General features: G+C 71.5%; 22 protein-coding genes and 1 pseudogene. 8 read left to right on the top strand and 15 right to left on the bottom strand.

What is annotated here, in order from left to right:
- Position 1 precedes the first annotated feature (1 nt).
- The 6 genes from Q4V64_RS45535 to Q4V64_RS45510 form a co-directional block, all read right to left on the bottom strand.
- A complete protein-coding gene (locus Q4V64_RS45535) occupies positions 2 to 772 on the bottom strand; it encodes a GvpL/GvpF family gas vesicle protein (RefSeq protein WP_124437899.1) in 771 nt (256 codons plus the stop codon).
- Positions 769 to 1,200 (bottom strand): gas vesicle structural protein GvpA, encoded by a 432-nt coding sequence (locus Q4V64_RS45530; RefSeq protein WP_124437900.1) that lies wholly within the window; start codon positions 1,198 to 1,200, stop codon positions 769 to 771. The genes Q4V64_RS45535 and Q4V64_RS45530 overlap by 4 nt, the downstream gene beginning before the upstream one ends.
- A 58-nt stretch (positions 1,201 to 1,258) precedes the next feature.
- Positions 1,259 to 1,687 (bottom strand): gas vesicle protein, encoded by a 429-nt coding sequence (locus Q4V64_RS45525; RefSeq protein WP_124437901.1) that lies wholly within the window; start codon positions 1,685 to 1,687, stop codon positions 1,259 to 1,261.
- A gap of 61 nt (positions 1,688 to 1,748) precedes the next feature.
- Positions 1,749 to 2,747 carry a DNA primase small subunit domain-containing protein gene (locus Q4V64_RS45520; RefSeq protein ID WP_124437902.1) on the bottom strand — a complete coding sequence of 333 codons (999 nt, stop codon included), beginning with the start codon at positions 2,745 to 2,747 and terminating at the stop codon, positions 1,749 to 1,751.
- Positions 2,744 to 4,591, bottom strand: coding sequence for a transketolase (locus tag Q4V64_RS45515; RefSeq protein WP_124437903.1), 1,848 nt, complete (start codon positions 4,589 to 4,591; stop codon positions 2,744 to 2,746). The genes Q4V64_RS45520 and Q4V64_RS45515 overlap by 4 nt, the downstream gene beginning before the upstream one ends.
- Positions 4,588 to 6,294 (bottom strand): FAD-dependent oxidoreductase, encoded by a 1,707-nt coding sequence (locus Q4V64_RS45510; protein WP_124437904.1) that lies wholly within the window; start codon positions 6,292 to 6,294, stop codon positions 4,588 to 4,590. Before Q4V64_RS45510 ends, Q4V64_RS45515 begins: the two co-directional genes overlap by 4 nt.
- Positions 6,295 to 6,436: 142 nt before the next feature.
- On the opposite strand from Q4V64_RS45510, the gene Q4V64_RS45505 reads away from it, so the two are divergent.
- Together Q4V64_RS45505 and Q4V64_RS45500 are read left to right on the top strand one after the other, a co-directional pair.
- Positions 6,437 to 7,399: an LLM class F420-dependent oxidoreductase gene (locus tag Q4V64_RS45505; RefSeq protein WP_124437905.1), complete on the top strand. Its 963-nt coding sequence runs from the start codon at positions 6,437 to 6,439 to the stop codon at positions 7,397 to 7,399.
- Positions 7,400 to 7,415: 16 nt separating this feature from the next.
- Positions 7,416 to 8,507, top strand: a complete 1,092-nt coding sequence (locus Q4V64_RS45500) for an enolase C-terminal domain-like protein (RefSeq protein ID WP_124437906.1) — start codon at positions 7,416 to 7,418, stop codon at positions 8,505 to 8,507.
- Between the two features lie 227 nt (positions 8,508 to 8,734).
- Here the strand turns inward: Q4V64_RS45500 and Q4V64_RS45495 are convergent, their stop codons facing one another.
- Positions 8,735 to 9,844, bottom strand: coding sequence for an SDR family oxidoreductase (locus tag Q4V64_RS45495; RefSeq protein WP_253266760.1), 1,110 nt, complete (start codon positions 9,842 to 9,844; stop codon positions 8,735 to 8,737).
- Positions 9,845 to 9,850: 6 nt separating this feature from the next.
- A complete protein-coding gene (locus tag Q4V64_RS45490; protein ID WP_124437907.1) occupies positions 9,851 to 10,393 on the bottom strand; it encodes a phage holin family protein in 543 nt (180 codons plus the stop codon).
- Between the two features lie 112 nt (positions 10,394 to 10,505).
- On the opposite strand from Q4V64_RS45490, the gene Q4V64_RS45485 reads away from it, so the two are divergent.
- Positions 10,506 to 11,054: a hemerythrin domain-containing protein gene (locus Q4V64_RS45485; RefSeq protein ID WP_124437908.1), complete on the top strand. Its 549-nt coding sequence runs from the start codon at positions 10,506 to 10,508 to the stop codon at positions 11,052 to 11,054.
- Between the two features lie 85 nt (positions 11,055 to 11,139).
- Positions 11,140 to 11,490, top strand: a complete 351-nt coding sequence (locus tag Q4V64_RS45480; protein ID WP_124437909.1) for a VOC family protein — start codon at positions 11,140 to 11,142, stop codon at positions 11,488 to 11,490.
- A 70-nt stretch (positions 11,491 to 11,560) separates the two neighbouring features.
- On the opposite strand, the gene Q4V64_RS45475 is transcribed toward Q4V64_RS45480, so the two are convergent.
- The 3 genes from Q4V64_RS45475 to Q4V64_RS45465 form a co-directional block, all read right to left on the bottom strand.
- Positions 11,561 to 12,118, bottom strand: coding sequence for a GNAT family protein (locus tag Q4V64_RS45475; protein ID WP_124437910.1), 558 nt, complete (start codon positions 12,116 to 12,118; stop codon positions 11,561 to 11,563).
- Between the two features lie 110 nt (positions 12,119 to 12,228).
- Positions 12,229 to 14,010: a CocE/NonD family hydrolase gene (locus tag Q4V64_RS45470; RefSeq protein WP_124437911.1), complete on the bottom strand. Its 1,782-nt coding sequence runs from the start codon at positions 14,008 to 14,010 to the stop codon at positions 12,229 to 12,231.
- Positions 14,011 to 14,157: 147 nt separating this feature from the next.
- Positions 14,158 to 15,036 (bottom strand): LD-carboxypeptidase, encoded by an 879-nt coding sequence (locus Q4V64_RS45465; RefSeq protein WP_303714479.1) that lies wholly within the window; start codon positions 15,034 to 15,036, stop codon positions 14,158 to 14,160.
- Between the two features lie 109 nt (positions 15,037 to 15,145).
- On the opposite strand from Q4V64_RS45465, the pseudogene Q4V64_RS45460 reads away from it, so the two are divergent.
- Positions 15,146 to 16,149: pseudogene (locus tag Q4V64_RS45460) on the top strand (IS5 family transposase).
- 130 nt (positions 16,150 to 16,279) lie between these two features.
- Here Q4V64_RS45460 and Q4V64_RS45455 read toward each other — a convergent pair.
- From Q4V64_RS45455 to Q4V64_RS45440, 4 genes are all read right to left on the bottom strand, one after another.
- On the bottom strand, positions 16,280 to 18,274 hold the full coding sequence (locus tag Q4V64_RS45455) for a prolyl oligopeptidase family serine peptidase (RefSeq protein ID WP_124437915.1): 1,995 nt from the start codon (positions 18,272 to 18,274) through the stop codon (positions 16,280 to 16,282).
- A gap of 16 nt (positions 18,275 to 18,290) precedes the next feature.
- The gene (locus Q4V64_RS45450; RefSeq protein WP_124437916.1) at positions 18,291 to 19,595 is read right to left on the bottom strand and encodes a M20/M25/M40 family metallo-hydrolase; all 1,305 of its coding nucleotides are present in this window, start codon (positions 19,593 to 19,595) and stop codon (positions 18,291 to 18,293) included.
- The gene (locus Q4V64_RS45445; protein WP_124437917.1) at positions 19,588 to 20,421 is read right to left on the bottom strand and encodes a M55 family metallopeptidase; all 834 of its coding nucleotides are present in this window, start codon (positions 20,419 to 20,421) and stop codon (positions 19,588 to 19,590) included. The genes Q4V64_RS45450 and Q4V64_RS45445 overlap by 8 nt, the downstream gene beginning before the upstream one ends.
- Before the next feature lie 187 nt (positions 20,422 to 20,608).
- Positions 20,609 to 21,640 (bottom strand): LacI family DNA-binding transcriptional regulator, encoded by a 1,032-nt coding sequence (locus Q4V64_RS45440; protein ID WP_124437918.1) that lies wholly within the window; start codon positions 21,638 to 21,640, stop codon positions 20,609 to 20,611.
- Between the two features lie 268 nt (positions 21,641 to 21,908).
- On the opposite strand from Q4V64_RS45440, the gene Q4V64_RS45435 reads away from it, so the two are divergent.
- The 3 genes from Q4V64_RS45435 (at position 21,909) to Q4V64_RS45425 (ending at position 25,247) form a co-directional block, all read left to right on the top strand.
- On the top strand, positions 21,909 to 22,928 hold the full coding sequence (locus Q4V64_RS45435; RefSeq protein ID WP_124437919.1) for a substrate-binding domain-containing protein: 1,020 nt from the start codon (positions 21,909 to 21,911) through the stop codon (positions 22,926 to 22,928).
- 154 nt (positions 22,929 to 23,082) lie between these two features.
- Complete coding sequence (locus Q4V64_RS45430; protein ID WP_124437920.1) at positions 23,083 to 23,940, top strand: sugar phosphate isomerase/epimerase; 858 nt, start codon at positions 23,083 to 23,085, stop codon at positions 23,938 to 23,940.
- Positions 23,941 to 24,053: 113 nt separating this feature from the next.
- Positions 24,054 to 25,247 carry a Gfo/Idh/MocA family oxidoreductase gene (locus Q4V64_RS45425; RefSeq protein ID WP_303714476.1) on the top strand — a complete coding sequence of 398 codons (1,194 nt, stop codon included), beginning with the start codon at positions 24,054 to 24,056 and terminating at the stop codon, positions 25,245 to 25,247.
- Positions 25,248 to 25,332: the final 85 nt, after the last annotated feature.

Here is a 25,332-nt window from a genome sequence, read left to right as displayed (position 1 = left end):
CTCACTCCTCCCCGCGGTCGGTGCCCACCGTGGTGCCGGCGGGCTCGGCCGGGCCGGGCTCGACGAAGCTGTACGGCGGCAGCGGCCCGTTGACGCGCAGTTCGAGGTGCGGGTGGCCCTTGCGGACCTGCTCCACGGCGGCGAGGAAGGCCGCGGCCGCGTCGCGGTCCACCAGGAACGAGACGTTGGCGAGCCAGCCGGTGGACTCCGGGCCCACGCTGACCGCCTCGGAAGCGGGTTCCAGGGTGTGCTGCACATCGGTGGCGTCCTCGGCCTCGCGGGCCTTGACCGCGGCCACGACCATCTCGCCGAGCTGCAGCCGCTGCTCGTAACTGCCGCCGCCCGCCTTCCGGTTGGCCTCGGTCAGGGCGCGGATCTCCGGGTTCTCGGACATCACCCGGTGCAGTACGGCCTCCTCGTTGTGGACGGCCTTGACGTTGTACTCGACCTTGCCGTCCAGGGTCCGCAGCCGCTCCTGGTAGTGCTCGGCGCGTTCGGCGAGCACCCCGGTGACCGCCCCGTCGTCCGGGGCGACACTGCCGAACCGCATGGGCAGCACGCAGCCGGCCACGCCCGCCTCGCTGAGCACGTTCTGGTGGGCGAGCAGGTCCCTGCGCTTGGGGCGCAGCCCCTCGGGCGCGTCGCTGACGACGGCCGCCAGGTCCCCCTCCTTCAGGATGCGCACGGGACGCGGCGGATCACCGACGCCCCCCATGCCCTCGGGCAGCGAAGGATGGGACGCGGCGGTGATGCCGTAGACGTACGTGCTCACTCCTGTTCCTCCTTCCTGCGTGACGCGGTGGTCTTGCGGGCGCGCGGCCTGGACTCGGTCTCGCCCTGACCCTCCTCACGGGCCTGTTTGAAGGCGCCGGAGATGGTTTCGGCGGCGCCGGACAGCGCCCCCTTGGACTTGCCGCGCGAGCCGGACTCGGTGATCTCGCCGACCACGTCGGGCAGGCCGGGGCTCTTGTTCGGACCGGACTCCAGGTCGAGCCGGTTGCACGCCTCGGCGAAGCGCAGATAGGTGTCGACGCTGGCGACGACGACCCGTACGTCGATCTTCAGGATCTCGATGCCGACGAGGGAGACCCGTACGAACGCGTCGATGACGAGCCCCCTGTCGAGGACGAGCTCCAGAACGTCGTAGAGGCCGCTGGTGCCGCCTGAGCCGCTGGTCTGCTGTGCCGGGACAACGGTCATGCCGACCGTGCCTCCTTGTCTGTGGACTGGTGAACGGGTGTGCGCGCGGGAGGGCGGCCTAGCGGCCGCCGGGCCTGTGTGCGTCGGCCCGCCCGCGTTCGTAACGGCGAACGCGCCGGTAGCCGGTGAGCTGCCCCTCCGGGTCGAGGTCGACCTGGTAGCTCGCCATCAGGCTCATCGTGTCGGGGACCCGGGCGAGTTCGAGGACCTCGATCTCCAGCGACCAGCCGTCCTCCGTCTGTTCGAAGGACGACACGTTCTCGGCGGCCATACCGGTCAGCTCCGCCAGCTGGGCGCGCGCCTGGCGCAGCACCTCCATGGGAGTGGGCCGCCGGGCGTCCGCCGCGGTGTCGTCCGCGGTGTCGTCCGCGGTGTCGTCCGCGCTGTTGTCCGCGCTGTTGTCCGCGCCGTCTCTGGTGTCGTTTTCTGTCCCTTTGCGGGAGTTGTGTGAACTCTGGGACTCTGGTGTGTTCTTTGTGTTCGACATGGCCACCTCTAACTCCGGGTGGCCGATCGCCCGTTGGCCAAACCTGCGGCCGGGCAAACCGTCACTGGGGCATCAACGCGTTGAGCCGGCGCCGCGCGAGGCCGAGGGCGCGGCCCCTGGTCAGCACGCCGGCCCAGGGGTTGGTGCGGGCCTGCTCGACGGCGTCGGCGATGGTCCAGCGGCGGGCGTCGAGGCCCAGGTCGTCCAGCTGGGTCCAGGCGAGCGGGGTGGCCACGGGCGCGCCGGGCTTGGCGCGGACGGTGAAGGGCGCGACCGCGGTCTGCGCGTAAGCGTTGCGCTGCACGTCGAGGTAGAGCCGGTCGCCGCGGTCCTTCTTGCGGGCGGCGGTGGTCAGCCGGTCGGGGTGGCCGGCGGCCAGGGTGTCGGCGACGTCCCGGGCGAACCGACGTACCTCGTCGAAGTCGTGGTGGCCGTTGAGCGGCACGATGACGTGCAGGCCGCGCGAGCCGGTGGTCATCAGGGCCGAGGGCAGCTTCAGTTCGTCGAGCAGGTCGCCCAGCAGCCGGGCCGCCTCCCGCACCGCCGCGAAAGCGCCCCCGGAATCCCCGGAGTCCCCTGAGTCCCCTGAGTCCCCTGAGACGCCGGAGGCCCCGGAGTCCCCCGACGGATCGAGGTCGAAGACCATCCGGTCGGGGTGGTCGACCCGTCCGACGCGGGACAGCCAGCGGTGCAGGGTGAGGGCGGCCTGGTCGGCGAGGTAGACGAGGGTGGCGGTGTCGTCGCACACGGTGTGGCGGACGGTGCCGTCCTCCTTGGCCACCTCGACGCGGGTGATCCAGTCCGGGTAGTGCTCCGGGGTGTTCTTCTGCATGAACGTCTGGCCGTCGAGGCCGTCCGGGTGCCGCTCCAGCATCAGCGGACGGCCGCGCAGGTGCGGCAGCATGAACGGGGCGACGGACCGGTAGTAGTCGACGAGGTCGCCCTTGGTGTACTCCTTCACGCCGCCGTCCCCGTCGCCGGGGAAGAGCACCTTGTCCGGGCGGTGCACCTCCACCGTGCGCTTGCCCGCCCGGACGGTCCGTACGCCGTCACCGCTCACGGCACGACCGCCTGCTCCACCAGCAACCGTCCGGCCGCCGCGATCGACTCGGCGTCGATGCCGGCGGCGTGCAGCTGCTCGGCCGGGGACGCCGAGCCCGGCATCGTACGGACGGCGAGGCGCACCAGGCGCGGCATCGGGCGCCCGTCGAGGAACGCGTCGAGGACGGCGTCGCCGAGGCCGCCCTCCTCGTGGTGGTCCTCCACGGTCACCAGGCAGCCGGTGTCCTCGGCGGCCTGGCGCAGGGTGAACCGGTCGACGGGCTTGACGGAGTACAGGTCGATCACCCGGGCCTGGATGCCCTCCTCGTCCAGCGCGTCGGCGGCTGCCAGGGCCTCGGGCACGGTGACGCCCGCCGCGACGAACGTCATCCGGTCCCGGTCGGAGGAGCGCAGCACCTTGCTGCCGCCGATGGGGAACTCCTCGTCCGGCCCGTAGATCACCGCGCTCTCGCCGCGCGAGGTGCGCAGATAGCGGATGCCGTCCAGGCCGGCCATCTCGCCGACGAGGTGCGCGGTCTGGTTGGCGTCGCACGGGTACAGCACGGTCGAGCCGTGCACCGCCCGCATCATCGCCAGGTCCTCCAGGCCCATCTGGCTGGGCCCGTCCTGTCCGATGGCGACGCCCGCGTGAGAGCCGACCAGGTTGATGCCGGCGCCGCTGATGGACGCCATGCGGGCGAAGTCGTACGCCCGCGTCAGGAAGGCCGCGAAGGTGGAGGCGTAGGGCACCCAGCCGCGTGCCGCGAGCCCGACGGCGGCGGCGACCATCTGCTGCTCGGCGATGTAGCACTCGAAGTAGCGGTCGGGGTGTTCCTTGGCGAAGAACTCGGCGCGCGTGGAGTCGCCGACCTCGCCGTCGAGGGCGACGACGTCACCGCGTGCGGAGCCGAGCGCGGCCAGCGCCTGCCCGAAGGCGTTGCGGGTGGCGATCTCGTCCCCCTTGTCGAAGCGTGGCAGTTCGAGGTGACCGGTGCGTACGGCGTGCAGCATCCGGGCGGCGGGCGGCTCTTGCACCTCGACGCGGAGGTCGCGGGGGCCGCCGAGTTCGGCGATCGCCTCGTCGGCGTTCTTCAGCGGCTTGCCGTGCAGCCCCTCCCGATCCTCGACGTCGCTGACACCCTTGCCCTTGAGGGTGCGGGCGAGGATCGCGGTGGGCTGGCCCTTGGTGGAGACGGCCTCGCCGTAGGCGCGGTCGATGGCGTCGACGTCGTGGCCGTCCACCTCGACGGTGTGCCAGCCGAAGGCCTGGAAGCGGCGGGCGTAGGCGTCGAGGTCGTGGCCGTGCCGGGTCGGGCCGCGCTGGCCGAGCCGGTTGACGTCGACGATCGCGGTGAGGTTGTCGAGGTGCTCGTACGCCGCGTGCTCGGCGGCCTCCCAGATGGAGCCCTCGGCGAGCTCGCTGTCGCCGCACAGCACCCACACCCGGTAGCCGGTGCGGTCCAGCCGCTTGCCGGCCAGCGCGATACCGACGCCGACCGGCAGTCCCTGCCCGAGCGAACCGGTCGCCGTCTCCACCCACGGCAGCCGCCGCGGCGTCGGGTGCCCTTCGAGACGGCTGCCGAGCTTGCGGAAGCTGAGCAGTTCCTCGTCGTCGATGGCGCCCGCCGCCTTGTAGACGGAGTACAGCAGGGGCGAGGCGTGACCCTTGGAGAGCACGAAGCGGTCGTTGCCGGGGTGGGCGGGGCGGTCGAAGTCGTAGCGGAAGTGGTGCGCCAGGAGTACGGCCATCAGGTCGGCGGCCGACATCGAGGATGTGGGGTGCCCGGAGCCCGCGGCGGCCGCGGCGCGCACGCTGTCCACGCGCAGCTGCTGTGCGAGTTCGACGAGTTCACCGGTGTTCATGAGTCTCCTTCCGCGGAGGTGTCCGAGGTGTCCGGGCTGTCCTCGGGGATGTCGGTGCGCTTGACGGGGCCGGGGGCCTTGTGGGGTTCGCCGCCGGGTGGTTTCTTCGCGGGCTCACCGCCGGGCGGGTCCTTCGCGGGCTCACCGCCGGGCTGGTCCTTCGCGGGCTCACCGCCGGGCTGGTCCTTCGCGGGCTCACCGCCGGGCTGGTCCTTCGCGGGCTCACCGCCGGGCTGGTTCTTCGCAGGCTCACCGCCGCGTTGTTGCTTCGCGGGCTCACCACCCGGCTGGTTCTTCGCGGGCTCGTCTCCCGGCCGCTCGGCGTCCCCGGCGCCCGTGTCGGCGGCTGTAGCCGCCCCCGGCCCCGAGCGGGCCTCGGCCTCCTGCTGCCGCTCCGGCCCGCCCGGCACCCGTGCCAGCTCCGGCGAGGCCGTGTCGAGCGGCACCGACCAGGACCGTACGAGTCCCAACTGCACGGCCTGGCGCGGCAGTACGGACTCCAGCAGCCAGTCCGCGGCGACCCTGACCCGGTTGCCCGGCATCGCCGCGAGGTGGTAGCCGCGGGTGACCGCCCCGGCCGCCGGGCCGGACAGGGGCACACCGAGCGGGTTGGCGGCGGCCTTCGCACCGCCCAGGTCCACGACGAAGCCCAGGTCCTTGCGGCGGTAGGGCCGCCGCTCGCCGATACCGAAGGAGGCGGCGACGTTGTGAGCCACGGTCTTGCCGTGCCGCCAGGCGTGCTGCGCGGTCATCGGCGTGAAGTTCCCCGGGTTGTTGAGATCGGGTACGGCGGCCGCGTCCCCGCACGCGAACACCTCCGGCCGGCCAGGGAGTTGAAGGTAGGGATCGACGACGATCCGCCCACGCTCCAGCGGCTGCCCGGTGCTCTCGACGAGCGGATCAGGCCGTACGCCCACGCACCACACGAGCGTCCGGGTCTGAACGAACTCCCCGTCGGTCAGCAGCACCCCGTTCGGCGTGGCCTCCTTCACGGAGGTCCCCATGCGCACCTCCACGCCCCGCTCCCGCAGCGTGCGGTCGGCGGTGCGGGACAGGTGCTCGTCCAGCTCGGGCAGCACACGTGGCGCGACGTCGAGGAGCAGCCAGCGCGGCCGCATGCCCTCCCGCAGGGGGTGCTTGCGCACCTGCGCGTCGGTGTACAGCTGCCCGTGCGCGGCGACCTCGGTGCCGGTGTAGCCGGCGCCGACCACCACGAAGGTGCAGCGCGCGGCACAGCCCTTCGGGTCGTCCGCGGCCGCCGCGAGCTCCACCTGCCGGGTGACGTGGTCGCGCAGGTACAGGGCCTCGGGAAGCCCGCGGAAGCCGTGCGCGTGCTCGGCGACGCCGGGGATGGGGAGCAGCTTGTTCACGCTGCCGACGGCGAGCACGAGCCGGTCGTACGGCAGCACGCCCTCGCCGCCCTCGGGATCGCTGTAGTGCACGGTCCGCCCGTCGAGGTCGATGCCGTCGGCCTCGCCGAGCACCAGGCGTACGTGCGGCAGGGTGCCCGAGAGGGAGACGGTGACCCGGCGTGGTTCCAGGATCCCGGCGGCGACCTGGGGCAGCAGGGGCAGATACAGAAAGTAGTCGGTCGGGTTCAGCAGGGTGATGTCGGCCTTGCCCCGGGACATCCGGGACAGTTCTCGGGCCGCCCGGTAACCGGCGAAGCCGGCACCGACGATCACTGTGCGGGGTCGACTCACGGTTCGCCTCCGGCGCTGTCGCGTACCTCGGGAGCCTTCCGCGTCCCCCTGGCCAGGGCGGCCAAACGTCCGCCGGTTTCCCGTCCGGCCGCCGGGTACTCGGACGGCGTCCCGACCGCCCACGTCGTGGAGGCGCACCCCCATGCCCCAGTTCGGCTATTTCCTCTCGTGCGAGCAGTACGGTCCCGCGGAGCTCATCGAGCAGGCGCGGATGGCCGAGCAGGCCGGATTCGAGTCGCTGTGGATCTCCGACCACTACCACCCGTGGAACGACGAGCAGGGCCAGAGCCCGTTCGTGTGGTCGGTGATCGGCGCGCTGTCCGAGGCGGTGTCGCTGCCCGTCGAGACGGCGGTGACCTGCCCGACCGTACGCATGCATCCGGCGGTGGTGGCGCAGGCCGCGGCGACCAGCGCGGTGATGACGGACAGCCGCTTCCGGCTCGGCGTCGGCTCGGGCGAGGCGCTCAACGAGCACATCCTCGGCGACGCCTGGCCGCCCGCGCACGTACGGCTGGAGATGCTGGAGGAGGCCATCCAGGTGATGCGCCGGCTGTTCACCGGCGAGGAGGTAAGCCACCACGGCACGCACTACACGGTGGAGAACGCCCGCCTGTACACCGTTCCCGACGAGCCCGTCCCCGTCGACATCTCCGGCTTCGGACCCGCGGCGACGCAGCTGGCGTCCCGGGTGGGCGACGGCTACATCACCATCCAGCCCGACGAGTCGATGGTCGAGCAGTACCGCAAGGGCGGGGGTGGCGCGAACCCGGTCAGCGGCGGCACCAAGGTCTGCTACGACCTCGACAAGGACGCGGCCGTACGCACCGTCCACCGGCTCTGGGCGAACGAGCAGCTGCCCGGCGAGCTGGGCCAGGTGCTGCCCTCGCCGAAGCACTTCGAGCAGGCGCAGACGCTGGTCACCGAGGACATGGTGCGCGAGACCCGGGTGTGCGGGGACGACGTGGACGAGCACGTCGCGGAGCTGAAGCAGTTCGCCGACGCGGGCTTCGACATGGTGTACGTCAACCAGATCGGCCCCGACCTGCGCGGCTTCTTCGACTTCTACCGGACGAAGGTGCTGCCGCAGCTGCGGCAGGCCTCCTGACCGGGTCGGGCCCGCGATGAAACTCCACCGCCCCGCCGTCTCCGTGTACACGGTGCCGACCGACGCCCCCGAGGCGGACGGCACGCTGGCCTGGGCGGCCACCACCGTGGTGATCTGCGAGGTGTCGACGGACGACACGACCGGCACGGGCTGGACCTACGGCCCGGCGGCGGTCGGCGACTTCCTGCACGGCTTCCTCGGTCCGCTCGTCGAGGGGCGCAGCGCCCTGGACATCCCCGCCGTGCACGACGTGATGTGCCGCTCGGTGCGCAACGCGGGCCGTCCGGGCATCGCGTCCTGCGCGATCTCGGCACTCGACATCGCCCTGTGGGACCTCAAGGCCCGGCTGCTGGAACTCCCCCTGGCCCACCTGCTGGGCACCGCCCGGGAGACGGTCCCGGTGTACGGCAGCGGCGGCTTCACGACGTACCACGACACGCATCTGGCCGCGCAGCTCAACGGCTGGGTGCACGGGCAGCAGATCCCGCGCGTCAAGATCAAGATCGGTGAGGGCTGGGGCCGCGCGGTCACCCGGGACCTGGCCCGGGTCCACGCCGCCCGCCAGGTCATCGGCCCCGACGCGGAGTTGTACGTCGACGCCAACGGCGCCTACACCCGCAAGCAGGCGGTCCGGGTCGGGCACGCGCTCGCCGAGCACGGGGTGGGCTGGTTCGAGGAACCGGTCTCCTCGGACGACCTGACCGGCCTGCGCCTCGTCCGCGACGCCCTGGTGTGCGACGTGGCGGCCGGCGAGTACGGCTACGACCTGCCCTACTTCGCCCGCATGATCGCCGCCGGTGCCGTCGACTGCCTTCAGCTCGACGCGACGCGCTGCGGCGGCCTGACCGAGTTCCTGCGCGCGGCGGCCCTCGCCCACGCCCACGGCCTGGAGGTCTCGACCCACTGCGCCCCGCACGTCCACGCCGCCGCGGCCGCCACGATCCCCAATCTCCGCCACATCGAGTGGTTCCACGACCACGTCCGTATCGAGGACATGTTCTTCGACGGCGCCCTGGACCCGTCGGGAGGCGTCGTACGCCCACTCAGCGGAGTGGGCCACGGGCTGACGCTGCGGACGGGGGAGGTGGAGCAGTACCGGGTGGCTTAGGGCCTGTCCGGCGGATCATGCCGCAGACGCGGGGTCTGGTACGCCCATCTGCGGCGTTGTCGTCGGTTGCCGACTCCCCCACGCTCGAACAACCTCGCGCGGGGGGACCCCCATCGCGTCGCCGCCCTCCTCCGCCTTGCAGCTGGACGCACCAGACCCCGCTCACCGGCCTCGACGAGGCGCCGCCGATTTCCTGCGACCTGATCCGCCGGACAGGCCCTAGTCGTTCATGTCCGCCGCGACGGCACCCGGCCCCGCACCCGGCCCTGGCGGCCCCGGCCCCGGCGGCCCCGGCCCCGGCGACGCAGCCCGGCGGTCACCACGGCGCCCAGCCCACCGGCCACGATCCCCGCTCCCATCCGTCCCCGGTTCCGGGACACCCAGTCCTGCGGGCTGTCCGACACCGCCTCGTCGTCGAACCGGCCGTGCGCCCCGTAGTCCCGCCCGTGCGGCCCGTCGGCCGGCGTCCACAGGTTCCCGGGGCCGCCGCCGCGCTCCCCCGCGGCCGGTTCGTCCTGCTGCGAGGCGAACGCGGTCCGTGCGAGATAGCGGTCGAGGAACCCGGGCGCCACCGCGTTGGCGATCAGCGTGGCCGCCGTGGAACCTCCGACCCAGTACTCCCGCCGCCGCGAGTGCCCGGCCGCGTGCACGATCGCCCGTGCCGCCACCTCGGGCTGGTACACGGGCGCGACCGGCCTGGCCCGCCCCGGCATCCGGTTCAACACCCAGTCGAACTGGGGGGTGTTTACGCCGGGCAGCTGCACCATCGTCGTACGGACCCCGCTGCCCGCGTGCAGCAGCTCGCAGCGCAACGACTCGTTGAACCCCTGAATGGCGTGCTTGGCGCCGCAGTACGCCGACTGCAGCGGAATCCCCCGATAGGCGAGTGCGGAGCCGACCTGCACGATCGTGCCCCGGTCGCGCGGCAGCATGTGGTGCAGCGCGGCCCGGGTGCCGAACACATAGCCCAGGTACGCCACTTCGGTCACCCGCCGGAACTCGTCCGGGGTGATCTCGGTGAAGGGGGCGAAGACTCCGGCGAAGGCGTTGTTGACCCAGACGTCGATCTGCCCGAAGGCGTCGACGACCTTCTGGGCCGCGTCGTCGACCGCCTTGGCGTCGGCCATGTCGACGGTGACCACGAGCGCCTCACCGCCGGCGCGCTGCACCTCGTCCGCCGCCGCGGCGAGACCCTCGCGGCCCCGGGCCAGCAGGGCGACCCGGGCGCCCCGGGCGGCGAAGGCCACGGCCGTGGCGCGGCCCACACCACCACTGGCCCCGGTCACCACGACGGCCTTGCGGTGCCTCGACAGCGGGCCCTTGCGGAAGTCGCGCACGGCGCATCACGCCCGGTGGTGCGGCTGCTCGGGGTCGATGTCGTCCGGGCGCGGCGCCGGGCCTGTGGCCAGGCCGGTCGGCGGCGCACCCGCCCCCGGCGCGCCGGGGGCTCCGGCCGCGCCGCCGGGCGCGACGGGGGGCATCGGCGGGTACGGGGCGTTGCCGGGGCCGCCCGGCGGGCCGACGGGCGCGGCGGTGCGGAGGCGGTCCCGTTCCGTGGCCTGTTCCGCCGCGCGTTCGGGCGTCGGACGGGACGCCGAGGGCCGGGCGGCACCGCGCAGCACATACGCCACGACGCCGAGGATCACGGCGGTGATCAGGGCGGCGGCCCAGTCCGGCAGACCGGCGGCGAGGGCCAGACCCACGGTGAGCGCGAGGGCCGCGCCCGCGTACAGGGCGACGGCGCCGGACGCGGCGTACAGCATGGCCGTACGGCGTTGCCTGCGTGTCTGCTCGCGCAGTTCGTCACGTACGGTCTCCCGCGCCACCTGCGCCAGTTCGTCGACCAGATGCTTGTCCAGATGCTCCAGGTGATCCAAGCGGTCCATGGCCGCCGGGTACCCCCGGCCACCGGCGCGTAACGCTCCTGCCCGCGGGTACCCGTTCTGCTCGCAAGCCCCCTCTTCAGGGAGAAAACCTCCTATTCAGGGAGAAATGAGGATGACCGAGCGCACCGACGTCGTGGAGTTGCTCAAGGGGCAGCACACGCGGATCCGAGAACTGCTCGACGAGGTGGCGGCCACCAGGGGCGACGAGCGGAAGCAGTGCTTCCAGGACCTCGTCCGCCTCCTCGCGGTGCACGAGACCGCGGAGGAAGAGGTCGTCCATCCCTTCGCCCGCACGAACATCGACGGCGGCGAACTCGTCGTCAGGGACCGTATCCAGGAGGAGGAGCAGGCCAAGGAGGCGCTGGCGCGTCTGGACGAGATGGATCCCGGCGCCCCCGAGTTCTTCGACCAGTTCGCGGCCCTGCGCCAGGACGTCCTGGCGCACGCCGACAACGAGGAACGCTACGAGTTCGCGCACTTCGACCGGGTCGCCGACCGCGGCAAGCTGGAGACCATGGCCCGCGCCGTACAGGCGGCGGAGGCCCTGGCGCCGACCCGCCCGCACCCGGGCACGGACACGGCCCTGAAGAACGTCGCGGTGGGCCCGGTCGCGGCCGTCGTCGACCGCACACGGGATGCCGTACGCAAGGCCATGGGCTGACCCGAGCAGCCGCCCCCAGCGGGCGGGGCGGGGGGATAGCGTGAAAACGATCTCCTCATCCGGCGGCCCCAACTAGGCTCGTCGCATGGACATTCTGGGAGCCACGCTGCGCGTCTGCGTCGACGACCTGGAGACCGCGGTCCCCTTCTACGAACGGTTGGCGGGCGGCAGAGCCCTCCGCTTCGAACGCGGCGGCGTGCAGGTCGCCGCGGTCGGCTGCTTCCTGCTGATGAGCGGTCCCGAGGCCGAACTGGAGGTGCTGCGCAAGGTCGCCGCGACGATCGCCGTGAAGAATGTCGACGAGGCCCGCCAAGTGCTCACCGAGATGGGCGCGCACATCATCGCGGGCCCGGTGCCGACGCCGGTGGGCCGCAATCTGATCGCGATGCATCCGGACGGCACGGTGTACGAGTACGCGGACCGCGGCGGGGCGTAGCCGGGGCGGGCCTGTCGACGGCGGGCGGAGCAGTCGGCCGTGACGGACCTGGACACGATGAAGACCGACTTCAGGCCCGCATCTCGGCGGTGATCGCCCAGCGCTCGTGATCCCGCCAGGCCCCGTCGATGAAGATCATGTCCGGCGAGAACCCCTCGAGCCGGAACCCGCAGCGGCGGGCGAGCGCGATGGACGCGGCATTGCCCGGCTGCACATTGATCTCCAGCCGGTGCAGCCGCATCGGCCCGAACGCGTACCCGACGACAAGATCGAGCCCCTCGCGCATCAGCCCGCGTCCGGCGGCGTGCGCGAAGGCCCCGTAGCCGAGGGCTCCGCACTGGAAGCCGCCCTCGACGATGTTGTTGATGTTGACGAACCCGGCGATGGCCCCGTCGCCCTTCTCCGCCACCTTCTCGCACACCAGGAACCCGGCCTTGGTCGGATCCTCGATCAGCCGCCCGGCGTACGCTGCATACGCCGCCGCGCTGTCCGGCGGAAACAGCCACGGCCGGTGCAGCTGCCTGCTTTCCCGGACCCGGGCGGTGAACTCGGCACCGTCCTCGTAGGTGAAGTGGCGTATGCCCACGCGGGGGCCTTCGGCGAGGTAACGGGAAGTGCTGTCGGGCATCGGGCCACCCTACGACTGTCGGAGGTCTTCGGGCTCATGCCTCCAGGATGCGCCCGAAGCCGCCTCACGCGCGGTGAAGGTGCTCACCGGGTGACTGACCCGGGAGTGACTCAGCCACCCGCCACCGGCAGCTCCAGCACCCCCGCCTCCCCCGGCGCGCTCGCCACGGTCACCGGCTTGATCCCTCGGTTGCCGAAGTACGCGTCGTCGCTCGCCGCGATCACAAACCGCAGGCGGTGGCCCTGCTGGTAGCGGTGGACGATGCCCGGGAGGGTCGCCGTGAAGGTCTTGGTCACGTCGGGGACGCGGATCGGGGCGACCAGTCGGTGGGCCAGGGTCTTGGTGCCGTCGGGGGCGATGTCGTAGAGCTTGGCGAACAGGACCAGCTTGTCGGCGGCGTCGCCCGAGTCCTGGGTGCGTTCGGCCCTCGGGGAGCTCACCTTCAGCGTGATCCTCGGGGCGCCGACGACCTCGACCGTGCGGGACAGCGGCTCGCTGGTCCAGCCGAGGTAGGTGCCCGCGGTGTCGTACGGCGCCGGGTCCGGCAGGCCGATGATGCCGGCCAGCGAGTTCTCCGAATGGCTGGTGGGGACCCGCAAGTTGGTGTAGGTGCGGCTGCCTCGGGTCACCTTCCGGTGGTTGTCGACGAGTTTGGCGTCGCCGGACAGGTACAGCTTCCGGCTGAGGGCGGGCAGGCGGTCGGCGGTGGCGTAGGTAGTGGTGGGGTCGTCGACCCAGTCGCGGTAGTACGCGAAGGCCGGGCCCGTGTCGACCGTCTTCTGTTTTCGCAGGTAGTGGTCGAACCAGGCCAGGATGCGCCTGCCGACGTAGCTGGTGTCCAAGTTGCCCTGGGACAGGTTGAGTTCACCGGAGGCCGGGTCCGTCAGCCCGCCGCTGTGGCCCCACGACTGCCAGATCATCTTCGTGGGCGTTCCCCGCGCCTTGAGGGCCTTGTACGTCGCCGTCGCCTCGTTGACGTTGAAGAGGCTGTCGGCCTGCCCCTGGACCAGCAGCATGGGCGCCTTGATCCGGTTCTGGTACGACATCGGCGACACGCTGTGCGCGTAGGCGAGCAGCTCGGCGGTCCGGTCGGCCGGGAAGCGGCCGGAGTTCAGCGTGCGGACGGTGTCGCAGGCCTTTGTGACGAAGTGCCGGCAGGGCAGGGAGTTGATCCGGGACGGATCGAGGCTCGGCCAGAGCAGTGGCTGTCGCTCGCCGATGAGGTAGAAGGCGTTCGTCCACTGCCATTTGAAGGCGCCGGGCACACTCCCGGCGCCCATCGCGTTGTTCGGGGCGAGGGAGTACGCCAGGTCGTTCCAGGTGATCATCGGCACGATCGCGTCGACGCGGTCGTCGACGGCCGCCGTCGCCAACTGGATGGCGCCCCCGTAGGAGCCGCCCGCCATGCCGACCCGCGGGTCGCCCGCGTTGTCGAGGGTCACGAAGTCGGCCCTGGTTCCGTCGTCGGCGGACCGCTTGTCGGCGAGGAAGTCGATGAGTTTCGAGGCCGCCGTGCCGTCGATGGCCGGGTCGTCGAGCGAGATCAGGCAGCCGGAGCCGCCGAAGCCGAGCCCGGAGTAGACGAGTGAGACATAGCCGCCCTGGGCGAAGGCCCTGCCCATGGTGTCCGTCTGGCCGTCGGCCTTGCTGCCGCCGAAGCCGTTCGTGACGAGCACGGCCGGTGCGGGGCGGCCTCGGTCCACGTCGGCGGGCCGGTACAGGTCGGCGTCGATCGTGCAGGTGCGGCCGCCCGCCTGGACGGTGAACTTCAGTGCGGTGACGGTGACAGGGCCGATCGCGGACGCGGGAGTGGTGAGGGCGAGAGGTGCGATGAGCGTGGCCCCGAGCAGCAGAGCGAGCGGGACTCGGAGTCTGGGCACACGACGGGTCACGAAGGCCTCCACACTGAGGACGATCACACGGAGAACAGCACGACTTACCGACCAGTAAGTACCGGTCGAGAGCCATGGTGTGACACGTGTCAGGCGAGGTCAATCGCCGTAACGGGTGTTTCTTGACGGGCTTTCAGGGAAGCGGGCTCAGCTCAGAGCCGGTGCGTCGAGCGTCACCGTGCCCGTGTCGGCGTCGAGTTCCGCCGCCACCCCGAAGGGGATCGTCAACGCCCCCTCGCAGTGCCCGAACCCGAACTCCTCCACCACGGGCACACCGAGGCCGCCGAGCCGGTCGGCGAGGACCGGGCGCACCTCCTCGTACGGACCGCACCGGGCCCAGGAGCCGAGCGCGATCCCGCAGACGCCGTCGAGCCATCCGCTGCGCAGGAGCTGGGTCAGCATCCGGTCTATTCGGTACGTCCGTTCGCCCACGTCCTCGAGCAGCAGCAGGCCGCCACGGGCGCCGGTACGGGCGTGCGGCGTACCGAGGTCGGAGACGAGCAGGCTCAGACAGCCGCCCAGCGTGACGCCCCGGGCCCGCCCGGGAACCATGGCCGTACCGGCGGAGGCGATCGCGCGGACCGTCTCCGGAGCGAACAGTGTGGCCTTCAGGTGTTCCTGCGCCCGGGCGTTCTTGACGAAGTCGACGCCGGCCGCCGCCGGCCCGTGCAGCGTGACCAGGCCCAGCCGCGTGGCGAACGCCTGGTGCAGCACCGTGATGTCGCTGAAACCCACGAACACCTTGGGCCCGGCCGACCGCATCGCGGCCCAGTCGAGCAGGTCGACCATCCGCTGCGCCCCGTACCCGCCCCGCGCGCACAGCACCGCGTCCACGGTCGGATCGCACCACGCGCCCTGCAGATCGGCGGCCCGGTCGGCGTCCGTACCCGCCAGGTAGCCGAACTCGCCGTGCCGGTCCAGCACATGGGGCGCCACGACCGGGTCGAGGTCCCAGCCGCGCAGCACGTCGAGCCCGGCCTGCAACCGCTCCTCGGGCACGGGCCCGCTGGGCGCGACGACGGCCACGCGGGCACCGGGGGCGAGCCGGGGCGGCCGTACTAGGGCCTGTGTGACGTTGTGATCAATCTTGCCGATCCGGATCCCTCTGGAAGGCAGATCCGGTAGGAAGACGATCGTGACGCGAAGGCAACTCACCGACGAGCAGTGGCAGTTGATCGAACCGTTCCTGCCGATAGGCGAGTGCGGTCCGTACCCTGAGCGGCTGCGTGAGCAGTTCGAGGGGGTGATCTGGCGGTTCCGCACCAGCAGTCAGTGGCGGGAAATGCCGGGCGGGTTCGGCCCGTGGCCGACGGTCTACGGCCGTTTCCGGGTCTGGCGGGACGCCGGCGTCTTCACCGCACTGCTGGAAGGTGTGATCGCTGAGGCCGCCCGCCAGGGGAAGACGGACTTGTCCCTGGTCAGCGTGGACTCCACCACCGCCCGGGCCCACCACGACGCCGCCGGGATGTGCATCGGCAAGGAGGTCATGGACGCCCTGGAGGAAGCCGCCGCCGACCAGGAACGGGCCTGGCAAAAGGGGGCGGCCCGCCGGAACAGAACGGACAGGACGGAAGCGACACCCCCGGCCGGGAAGAGCGGCGGCACGTCAGGCGACGGCGCAAGCTCCGTCTGAAGGAAGCCCTGCTCGGCAGGTCCCGTGGCGGACTGACGAGCAAGGTTCATCTCGCCGCGGACCGCAAGTGCCGTCCGTTGTCGTTCGTCCTGACCGCAGGACAGGCCGCCGACAGCCCGCAGTTCGTCCCCGTGCTGCAGAAGGTGCGGGTCCGTCTGCCTGTCGGCCGTCCCCGGACCCGGCCTGGCGCTGTCGCTGCGGACAAGGCCTACTCATCCCGCGCCAACCGTTCCTACTTGCGAAAACGCAACATCAAGGCCGTCATCCCGGAGAAGAGGGACCAGGCTGCCAACCGAAAGAAGAAAGGCAGCCGGGGCGGCCGGCCCACAGGTCACGACACCGGTCTCTACAAGGAGCGGAACACCGTCGAGCGCCTGATCAACAAGCTGAAGGCCTGGCGGGGCATCGCGACTCGATACGACAAGACGCCCGAGAGCTACCTCGCCGGCCTCTACCTCCGCGCCTCGATGATCTGGATCAACGATCTACTGAAGGCGACAGGTTGATCACAACGTCACACAGGCCCTAGGGCCTGTGTCGAAAGTGGCGCCGCCCGGCCCGCCCTTCGGGCGGACGACGCCACTTTCGACACAGGCCCTAGCTCCTTCACCGGGCCTGCTCCCTCCACGTGTTCGTTCACTTGGCGAGCTCCAGAGCCGGGACGCCGGGTGCATTCAGCCCGAAGACCTGGGCGTACAGGGAGAGTTCGGCCTCCAGCACCCGGATCATCGTCTCGGCCCGCCGGAACCCGTGTCCCTCTCCCTCGAAGGTGATGTACGCGTGCGGCACCCCGCGGCCCGCCATCCGGGCCAGGAACCGCTCGCACTGCGCGGGCGGGCAGATCACGTCGTCCAGCCCCTGCAACAGCAGGAAGGGCACGGTGATCCGGTCGGCGTGCTCGGCGGGCGACCGCTCCAGGTACCGGCCGGGCACCTCGGCGTACGGCCCGATCAGCGTCTCCAGGTACCGCGACTCGAAGTCGTGGGTCTCCCCCGTGGCCCAGCCGGCCAGATCGAGGATCGGGTAGCGGATCGTGCCGCAGGCGTAGACGTCGGTGGTGGCGAGTGACGCGGCGGCGGTCCAGCCGCCCGCGCTGCCGCCGCGGATCGCGAGCCGCTCGCGGTCGGCGATGCCCTCGTCGGCCAGGGCCAGCGCGACGGCCGCGCAGTCCTCGACGTCGACCACGCCCCACCGCTCGCGCAGCCGTTCGCGGTAGGCACGCCCGTACCCGGTCGAGCCGCCGTGGTTGACCTCGGCGACCCCGATGCCCCGCGAGGTGAAGTAGGCGATCTCCAGGTCGAGCACGAGCGGAGCCCTGCTGGTGGGCCCGCCGTGCACCCAGACGACGTACGGCGGCAGCTCGTCGGCGGGGGCCACGCGGTCGGGGTGGTGGGGCGGGTAGACGTGCGCGTGGATCTCGCGTCCGGCCGGGCCGGTGAACGTGCGGATCTGCGGCCGGGGGTAGTACGCGGGGTCCACGACGTCGTGGTGCGCGGCACCGATCACCCTCGCCCGGCCGGTACGCGTGTCCAGTTCCACCACTTCCGCGGCGCTGCGCGGGCTCGCCCCGACGGCGACGACCTTTCCCCACCCTTCGGGCGTGGGGATCCCCATCTCGCTTCGCTCGCCGTGTACCGCGAGAGTGGGCTCGAACTCGGTCCAGGGGCCCGCCGCGTCGACGACCTCGCCGGTCTCCGGGTCGAGTACGCCGAGGGTGGTGGCGCCGCGACCGTGCACGACCGCGATCAGGCCGCCGTCCAGCGGGGCGAACCAGCGGGAACCGAGCCGCCACAGCGGGCCGCCGAACTCCTCCTCGCACGGGCACAGCGGCTCACCGTCGTCGGTATACAGGTTCCACCAGCCCATACGGTCGCTCGTATACAGCAGACGGCCGTCTGTCGACCATTCCACCTGGGCGATGGACTCCTCCGGTCCGCCGGCCACCGTCCGCGCCCGCCGGAACGTGCCGTCGTTCCCGACCTCGGCAACGACCAGCTCCGTGCCGTCCCACGGCATGCGCGGATGGTCCCAGGCCAGCCAGGCCGCGCGGCTCCCGTCGGGGGAGAGACGCGGGCCGGTGGCGAACCGGTGCCGGTCGTCGGTGAGTTCGCGCACCCTGTCACGGTCCTCGGCCGCCGAACCGTCCAGCGGCACGGCGGCGAGCACCCGGCGCACATCGCCGGGCCCTTCGCCGGTGAACTCCTCTAGCACACACCACACTTCACCGAGGTCGGTACGCACCTGCGGCTCCGCCCAGCGCAGTCCGCCGCCCACCCGGGACACGGGGGTGAGCGGTCGCGGTTGGCCACCCGGCTCGTACTGATAGAGGCGCTGGTCGGCGAAGTGCACGAAGACGACGAGCGGCGCGCCGTCGACCACGGTCCCGGCCCAGGGCTGTCCGCCGTACTCGATGACCCGACTGCGCACGTTCCACGGAGCCGGCAGCACCGACTCCTCAGTGCCGTCGGCCCGCCGTCGTACGAGCGTGCGCCGGCCGCCCTCGGCGGGCCGCGGCTCGGTCCACCAGGCCTCGTCGCCGACGAAGCCCACGTACTCGGGGTGACCGTCGTGCGCGGCGGCGAGTGCCGCGTAGATGGGCGAGGGCCACGAACCGTATGCCGACGTCTGCATACTGTCTCCCACTGGCCTAGGCCGTCCGCAGGAAACGGTCGAGCACCCGAACCCCGAAATGCAGCGCCTCGACCGGCACGCGTTCGTCGACTCCGTGGAAGAGGGCCTGGTAGTCGAGGCCCTCGGGGAGCTTCAGCGGCGCGAATCCGTAGCCGGTGATGCCCAGGCGCGAGAACTGCTTGGCGTCCGTGCCGCCGGACATGCAGTACGGCACCACATGCCCCTCCGGCGCGAACTCCTCGACGGCGGCGCGCATCTTCGCGTACGTCGGCGAGTCCACCGGGGCCTGGAGGGCGACCTCCCGGTGGTGGAACTCCCAGTGCACGTCCGGTCCGGTGAGCCGGTCGAGAGTGGCGCTGAACTCTGCCTCGGTGCCGGGCAGGTAGCGCCCGTCGACGTATGCCGCCGCCTCCCCCGGAATCACGTTGATCTTGTATCCGGCGTCCAGCATGGTCGGGTTGGCGCTGTTACGGACGGTCGCCTCGACGAGGCTCGCCGCCGGGCCGAGCTTGTCCAGCAGCGCGTCCACGTCGTTCGGGTCGGTGTCGATGCCGTACAGCGCGGCGAGTTCGGTGAGCGCGGCGCGCACGGTCGGGGTGAGCCTGAGCGGCCACTCGTGCTCGCCGATCCGGGTGATCGCGGCGGCGAGACGGGTCACGGCGTTCTCGCGGTTCACCTCGGAACCGTGCCCGGCCCGCCCGCGCGCCGTGAGCTTCAGCCAGCCCGTGCCGCGCTCACCGGCCGCGATCGGGTAGATCTGCCGCCCGGCGCCGTCGTGGAGGGTGAACCCGCCCGACTCGCTGATGCCCTCCGTGCAGCCCTCGAACAGCCCGGCGTGCCGGTCGGCGAGGAATCCTGAGCCGTCCTCGGCGCTCGCCTCCTCGTCGGCGGTGAAGGCGATGACGAGGTCGCGCCGGGGCCGTACGCCCTCCCGCGCCCAGGACCGGACCACGGCGAGGATCATCGCGTCCATGTTCTTCATGTCGACCGCGCCGCGCCCCCAGACGACCCCGTCGCGGATCTCCCCGGAGAAGGGGTGCACGCTCCAGTCCCGGGCCTCGGCGGGCACGACGTCCAGATGGCCGTGGACGAGCAGGGCGTCGGCCGACGGGTCGGTGCCCTCGATCCGGGCGACGACGTTCGTACGGCCCTGGGCGCGCTCCAGGAGAGTGGGCTCCAGGCCCGCCTCGGCGAGCCGTGCGGCGGCGTACTCGGCGGCGGGCCGTTCCTGGCAGTCGCCGCCGCCCCGGTTGGTGGTGTCGATGCGGATGAGGTCGGAGGTGAACCCGACGACCTCGTCCAGGGCCTGCTGGTCAGCCATACTGCTCCTCCACCGCGGCCGAGACGATCGTGGTGACCGCCTTGAACGTGCGGATCCCCTCGTACATGCGCTCGCTGGTGTACGCCACCTTCCGCTCCCCGATGCGGGCCACGCCCGGTACGACGGTGGCGGCCATCGCGAGGTGCTCGGCGTCGAATTCCAGCGCGATCGTGAACGGGCCGCTGCGCACGGGCTGCTGACGGACCGCCAGAGCGGCGGCTTCCTTGGCCGCCGCCCGGATGTCGGCGGCGGTCCTGCCCGGGGTGCGGCACACGGCCGCGTACCGCGACACGTGGTCCTTGACCGCGACCTTCAGCGCCTCGGGGGCGTAGCCGAGCGCGTCCTCGCAGGCCACGTCGTCGCCGGTGACGAGGACGACCGGCACGCCGTACTCCGCGACGACATGCGCGTTGAGCAGCCCCTCGCTCGCCCGTACGTCGTTCAGCCACACGCCGGTGATGGAGTTGGCGAGGTAGGTGTGGGCGAGGACGCCCTCCATGCCGGCGCCCGCGTGGTAGCCGACGAAGGCGATGCCGTCCACGTCGCCGTGCTGCACGCCCTCCACCATGGACAGGGACTTGTGCCGGCCGGTGAGCATCTGTGCTCGCTCGTCCAGCCGTTCGAGCAGCAGATTGCGCATGGTCCAGTGCGCCTCGTTGACGAGCACCTCGTCGGCGCCGCCGTCGAAGAACCCCAGCACGGCGGCGTTGACGTCCGAGGTGAACATCGCCCGGCACCGCTCCCACTGCGGCGTCCCCGGCAGCACGTCGGCGGGCCACGTCACCCCGGTGGCTCCCTCCATGTCGGCGCTGATGAGGATCTTCATGCTGCGTCACGTTACGCGCCGGCGAGGGAACCTGCCACGAAGGGGACGGGAGGTTCGGCAGCCCCACGCCGGCGCCAGTTAGGGCGCTTCCCCGCAGCCGGTACGAAAGTACTTCTCCTGAGGGCGCGTCAGTCCGTCGGTCCAGACGATTGGACCGAATGGAAGAAGGGTGACGGCTCTGAGCGGGTCAGGCGGGCTCGGCTGTGGTGCCGCGGACGACGAGGTGCGGGGTGAGGACGACCTCGCGGGGGGCGGTGCGGCCCTGGTCGAGGCGCTCGACGGCGGCCGTCACCGCGTGGCACGCCTGTTCCCGGGCGCCCTGGCTGACGGTGGTGAGGTTGAAGCAGCTCAGCCGGGAGAGGGTGTCGTCGTCGTAGCCGACCACGGACACCTCGCCCGGGACGGAGACGCCCGCGCGGGCGAGGGCGGCCAGGACGCCGATGGCGCTCTGGTCGTTGAAGGCGACCACGGCGGTGGGCAGGTCGTCGCCGTCGAGGAGGTGACGCGCGGCGCGCTCGCCGGCCGCCTCGGTGTGGTCGCCGTGCAGCACCCGGATGTGCGCGTCCAGACCGTGGCGGCGCATGGCGGTGCGGTACCCACGACGCCGGTCGGTGGCGATGACGCCCTTGCCTCCGTCGACGTACACGATGGACCGGTGGCCGAGGCCCACCAGGTGGTCGACGATCTGGCCGACCCCGTCGTCGTCGGCGGTGCGTACGACGTCCAGGGCGGCGTCGGCGATCCGGCGGCCGACGGCGATCACGGGGGCCTTGCCGTCGAGAGCGGCGAGCGTGTCGGCGGATGCCGTCGGGCCGAGCAGGATCAGCGCCTCGCTGCGGAAGGCCAGCAGCGTCTCGACGGCGGTGGGCTCGTCGCGGGTGCGGGTCAGGGTGCTCAGGACGAGGTCGTAGCCGACCTCCTCGGCGGCCGTGTGCAGGTGCTCGACCAGCTCGGCGTGGAAGGGGCTGTGGATGTCGACCATGACGCCGAGCAGCCTGCTGCGCCTGCTGGCCAGCACGCTCGCGGTGCGGTCGACCTGGTAGCCGAGGTCGGCGGCCGCCTTCAGCACGCGCTGCCGGGTGCGTTCACTGGGGCCGGGCACACCGCGCAGCACCAGGGACACGGACGCGGTGGACACCCCCACACGGGCGGCCACGTCCTCCAGCCGGGGGCGTTTGTTCGTGCCGTTGCGGTGGCGCGCGGCATCGATGTCGTCCACTTGTGCCTCCCGGCGGCAATCCCCTCGCGCAACGCCCTTGACACGCTCACGAAACGAGCCGATAGTACCAGGACTTAAAGCGCTTTAAATCAACCTGTTGTTCCAACGAAGACAGCCCGGGAGTGCGGCGCCTCACCTCTTGCGCCCTCCGGCTCCCACGGCACCGCGACGCCGACCGGCGCCGTCGCGACCGCCCCGGCCGACCAGCAGCCGCGGATCCACCGCCTTCCCACCTCCCCTCCCAGTTGCACAGCGAGGTGCATCAGCCATGAACCGCACAGCCCTCCCCCGTTCTCGCAGAATCGTCCCCGCCGTGGCCGTCGCCGCCGCGGCCGCCCTCACCCTCGCCGGCTGCTCCAGCGGCTCCGGCGGCAAGAAGGCCGACGAAGCCGCGAACGACATCTCCGCCGGCAAGGCGAATACGCCCCGCATGACGATCGCAATGGTCACCCACGCACCCTCCGGCGACACCTTCTGGGACACCATCCGCAAGGGCGCCGAGGCCGCCGCCGCCAAGGACAACATCAAGCTCATCTACTCCAGCGACGAGACCGCCGGCGACCAGGCCAACCTGGTGCAGAACGCGATCGACCAGAAGGTCGACGGGATCGCCGTCACCCTCGCCAAGCCGGACGCCCTCAAGGCCGTCGTCGCCAAGGCCGAGAAGGCCGGCATCCCGGTCGTCGGCCTCAACGCCGGCCTGAGCGTCTGGAAGCAGCAGGGCCTGCTGTCGTTCTTCGGCCAGGACGAGTCCGTTTCCGGCCAGGCGCTCGGGGACAAGATCAACGGCACCGGCGCCAAGCACGCGCTGTGCGTCATCCAGGCCCAGGGCGACGTGAACCTCCAAGAGCGCTGCGACGGCGTGAAGAAGACCTTCAGCGGCAAGACCGACGTCCTCTACGTCAACGGCACCGACATGCCGTCCGTGAAGTCGACGATCACCGCCAAGCTCAAGCAGGACGGCTCCATCGACGAGGTGGTCACCCTCGGCGCCCCCATCGCGCTGACCGCCGTACAGGCGGTGTCCGAGGCGGGCAGCAAGGCGAAGATCGCCACCTTCGACCTCAACAAGGAACTGACCGGCGCCATCGAGAACGACAGTATCCAGTTCGCCGTCGACCAGCAGCCCTACCTCCAGGGCTACCTGGCGGTCGACGCGCTGTGGCTCTACAGGAACAACGGCAACTACAGCGGTGGTGGCGAGGCGCCGGTGCTGACCGGCCCGGCCTTCGTCGACAAGTCCAACGTCGCCAAGATCGCCGAGTACGCCGCGAAGGGCACCCGGTGACGAGCACGGCCCGGACAACGGCTCCGGCGACGGGCTCGCCGTCGCCGGCTTCGCCGGCCGGCCAGAAGGACGGCGAACTGCCGAATGCCCGCCGGCGCGGCGCGTCTTGGCCCGTCCCTGGCGCCCCGTCCCCCACTGACCAGAAGGCACCGTCATGAAGATCGCCCTCGACCCCTACATGATCCGCGACGTCCCGCTGCTCGAACTGCCCGCAGTAGTGGCCGAGCTGGGCTACGAGTGGATCGAGCTGTCCCCGCGGGAGGACTTCATCCCGTTCTTCCGGCACCCACGGGTGGACGACGCCACCGTGCGGAAGTTCCGCAAGGCGCTGGACGCGGCGGGCGTCGGCATCTCCTCCCTCCTGCCCCTGTTCCGCTGGTCCGGTCCCGACGAGGACGCACGGCAGGCCGCCGTACGGTACTGGAAGCGATCGATCCAGATCGCCGCCGACCTCGGAGTGGACAGCATGATCTCCGAGTTCAACGGGCGCCCCGAGGACCCCGACCGCAGTGAGGCGCAGTTCTGGAAGTCCATGGACGAGCTGCTGCCGCTGTTCGAGCGCGAGGGCATCCGACTCGCCCTCGAACCACACCCGGACGACTTCATCGAGAACGGCTACGACGCGGTCAACCTGATCCGGGGCATCAACCACTCCCACGTCAGTTTCCTCTACTGCGCCCCGCACACCTTCCACATCGGCAACGACGCCCCCGGCATCATCGAGTACGCGGGCGACCTGCTCACCCACGTCCACCTGGCCGACGCCTTCGACCACACCGCGTCCTCCGGCAACCGGTACATCCTCAACCCGCCCGGCACCCCGGCCCGCATCCACCAGCACCTCGACATCGGCCAGGGCGAGGTCGACTTCGACGAGCTCTTCCGCGAACTGCGCGCGAACGGCTTCGACGGCACGCTGACCGCGTGCGTCTTCGCCTGGGAGGAACGGGCGAAGGAGTCGTCCCTCTTCATGCGGGAGAAGATCGCGCAGTATCTGGCCGCCGGGTCCTGACGCGGGTGCGCTTCGGCGATCCGTCGGGAAATCCCGCAGTTCCTTCTAAAGCGCTTTAAATCTCCGTGAATCTCCGTGAATCTCCGTGACCGAGATCCCCGAAAGGCACCCACATGACCACCTCGACCCAACCCCTCTCCGTCGCGGTGATCGGCGCCGGTATGGCCGGGCGTAGTCACGCCGCCGGCTACCGCAACGTCAACACGGTCTTCGGCACCGGTCTGCCGCCGGTCCGCCTGGCCGCGATCGCCGACGCCAACGTCGCGCTCGGCGAGGACGCTGCCCGCCGCTACGGGTACGAGAAGGCGCTGCCGAGCTGGGAGGCCGTCGCCGAGGACCCGACGATCGACGCGGTCTCCATCGTCGTAGGAAATGATCGGCACCGTCCGATCGCGGACGCTCTGATCGCTGCCGGAAAGCATGTGCTGTGCGAGAAGCCGTTGGCCGGGTCGCTCGAAGACGCCCGTGCCATGGCCGAGTTGGAGCGGGGTGCGGAGGTTGTGACGGCCGTCGGGTACTCCTTCCGGCGTTCGCCCGGCATCGCCGCGATCCGTGAGCATGTGCGTGGCGGTGAGCTGGGTGACCTCACGCTGTTCAGCGGCCGTTACTGGTGCGACTACGCGACCGACCCGAACGGGCCGCTGAGCTGGCGGTTCAAGGGCGGCGCCGGTTCCGGTGCGCTCGGGGACATCGGTTCGCACATCATCGATGCCGCCGAGTACGTCGCCGGGCCCATCGCCTCGGTCTCCGGTGCCTCGTTGTCGACGCAGATCACCAAGCGGCCGCTGCCGCTGGGCGCGGTCGTCGGGCACAACGCCGCGCCCGTCTCCGACGAAATGGGCGAGGTCGAGAACGAGGACACCGCGTCCTTCACGGCCCGTTTCGAGTCCGGTCTGGTCGGCACCTTCTCGGTGACGCGCACCGGCTTCGGCCTGCCCAACGGGCTCGCCTTCGACGTTCTGGGCGTGGGCGGGCGGGCCGCGTTCGACCAGCACCGGCCCGCCGAGTACCTCTTCGACGACGCGCAGCCGGAGGCCCGTACGCGCGGGGCCCGGCAGATCATCGTCGGCCCGCAGCTGCCGTACTTCGCGGGCGGTGTCCCGATGGAGGCGCCGGGTGTGGGCGCCGGCAACGCCGACCACTTCACTTACCAGGCCCGGGCCTTCCTGGACCAGGTCGCGGGCGTCGCCGACCCGCTGCCGGCCTGCGCCACGTTCGCCGACGGGCTCAGGACCATGGAGATCATCCGGGCCGTCGTGGAGTCCTCCGGCGACGGCGGCGCCGTCGCGGTTCCGCCCGCCGCCTAATGGGAGTTGTCGGGTCGTAGAGACTCGGTGCTGTAGCCGCCAGTGGGTGAGCACTCACGCCGCCGGAAGCATCCGACTTCTGAGG

It is taken from the genome of Streptomyces sp. NL15-2K, from assembly GCF_030551255.1.
In the GTDB taxonomy this organism is placed as follows: Bacteria; Actinomycetota; Actinomycetes; order Streptomycetales; family Streptomycetaceae; genus Streptomyces.
The sequence above is the reverse complement of the archived record's forward strand: the minus strand, read 5'-3'. Positions and strand labels throughout refer to the sequence as shown.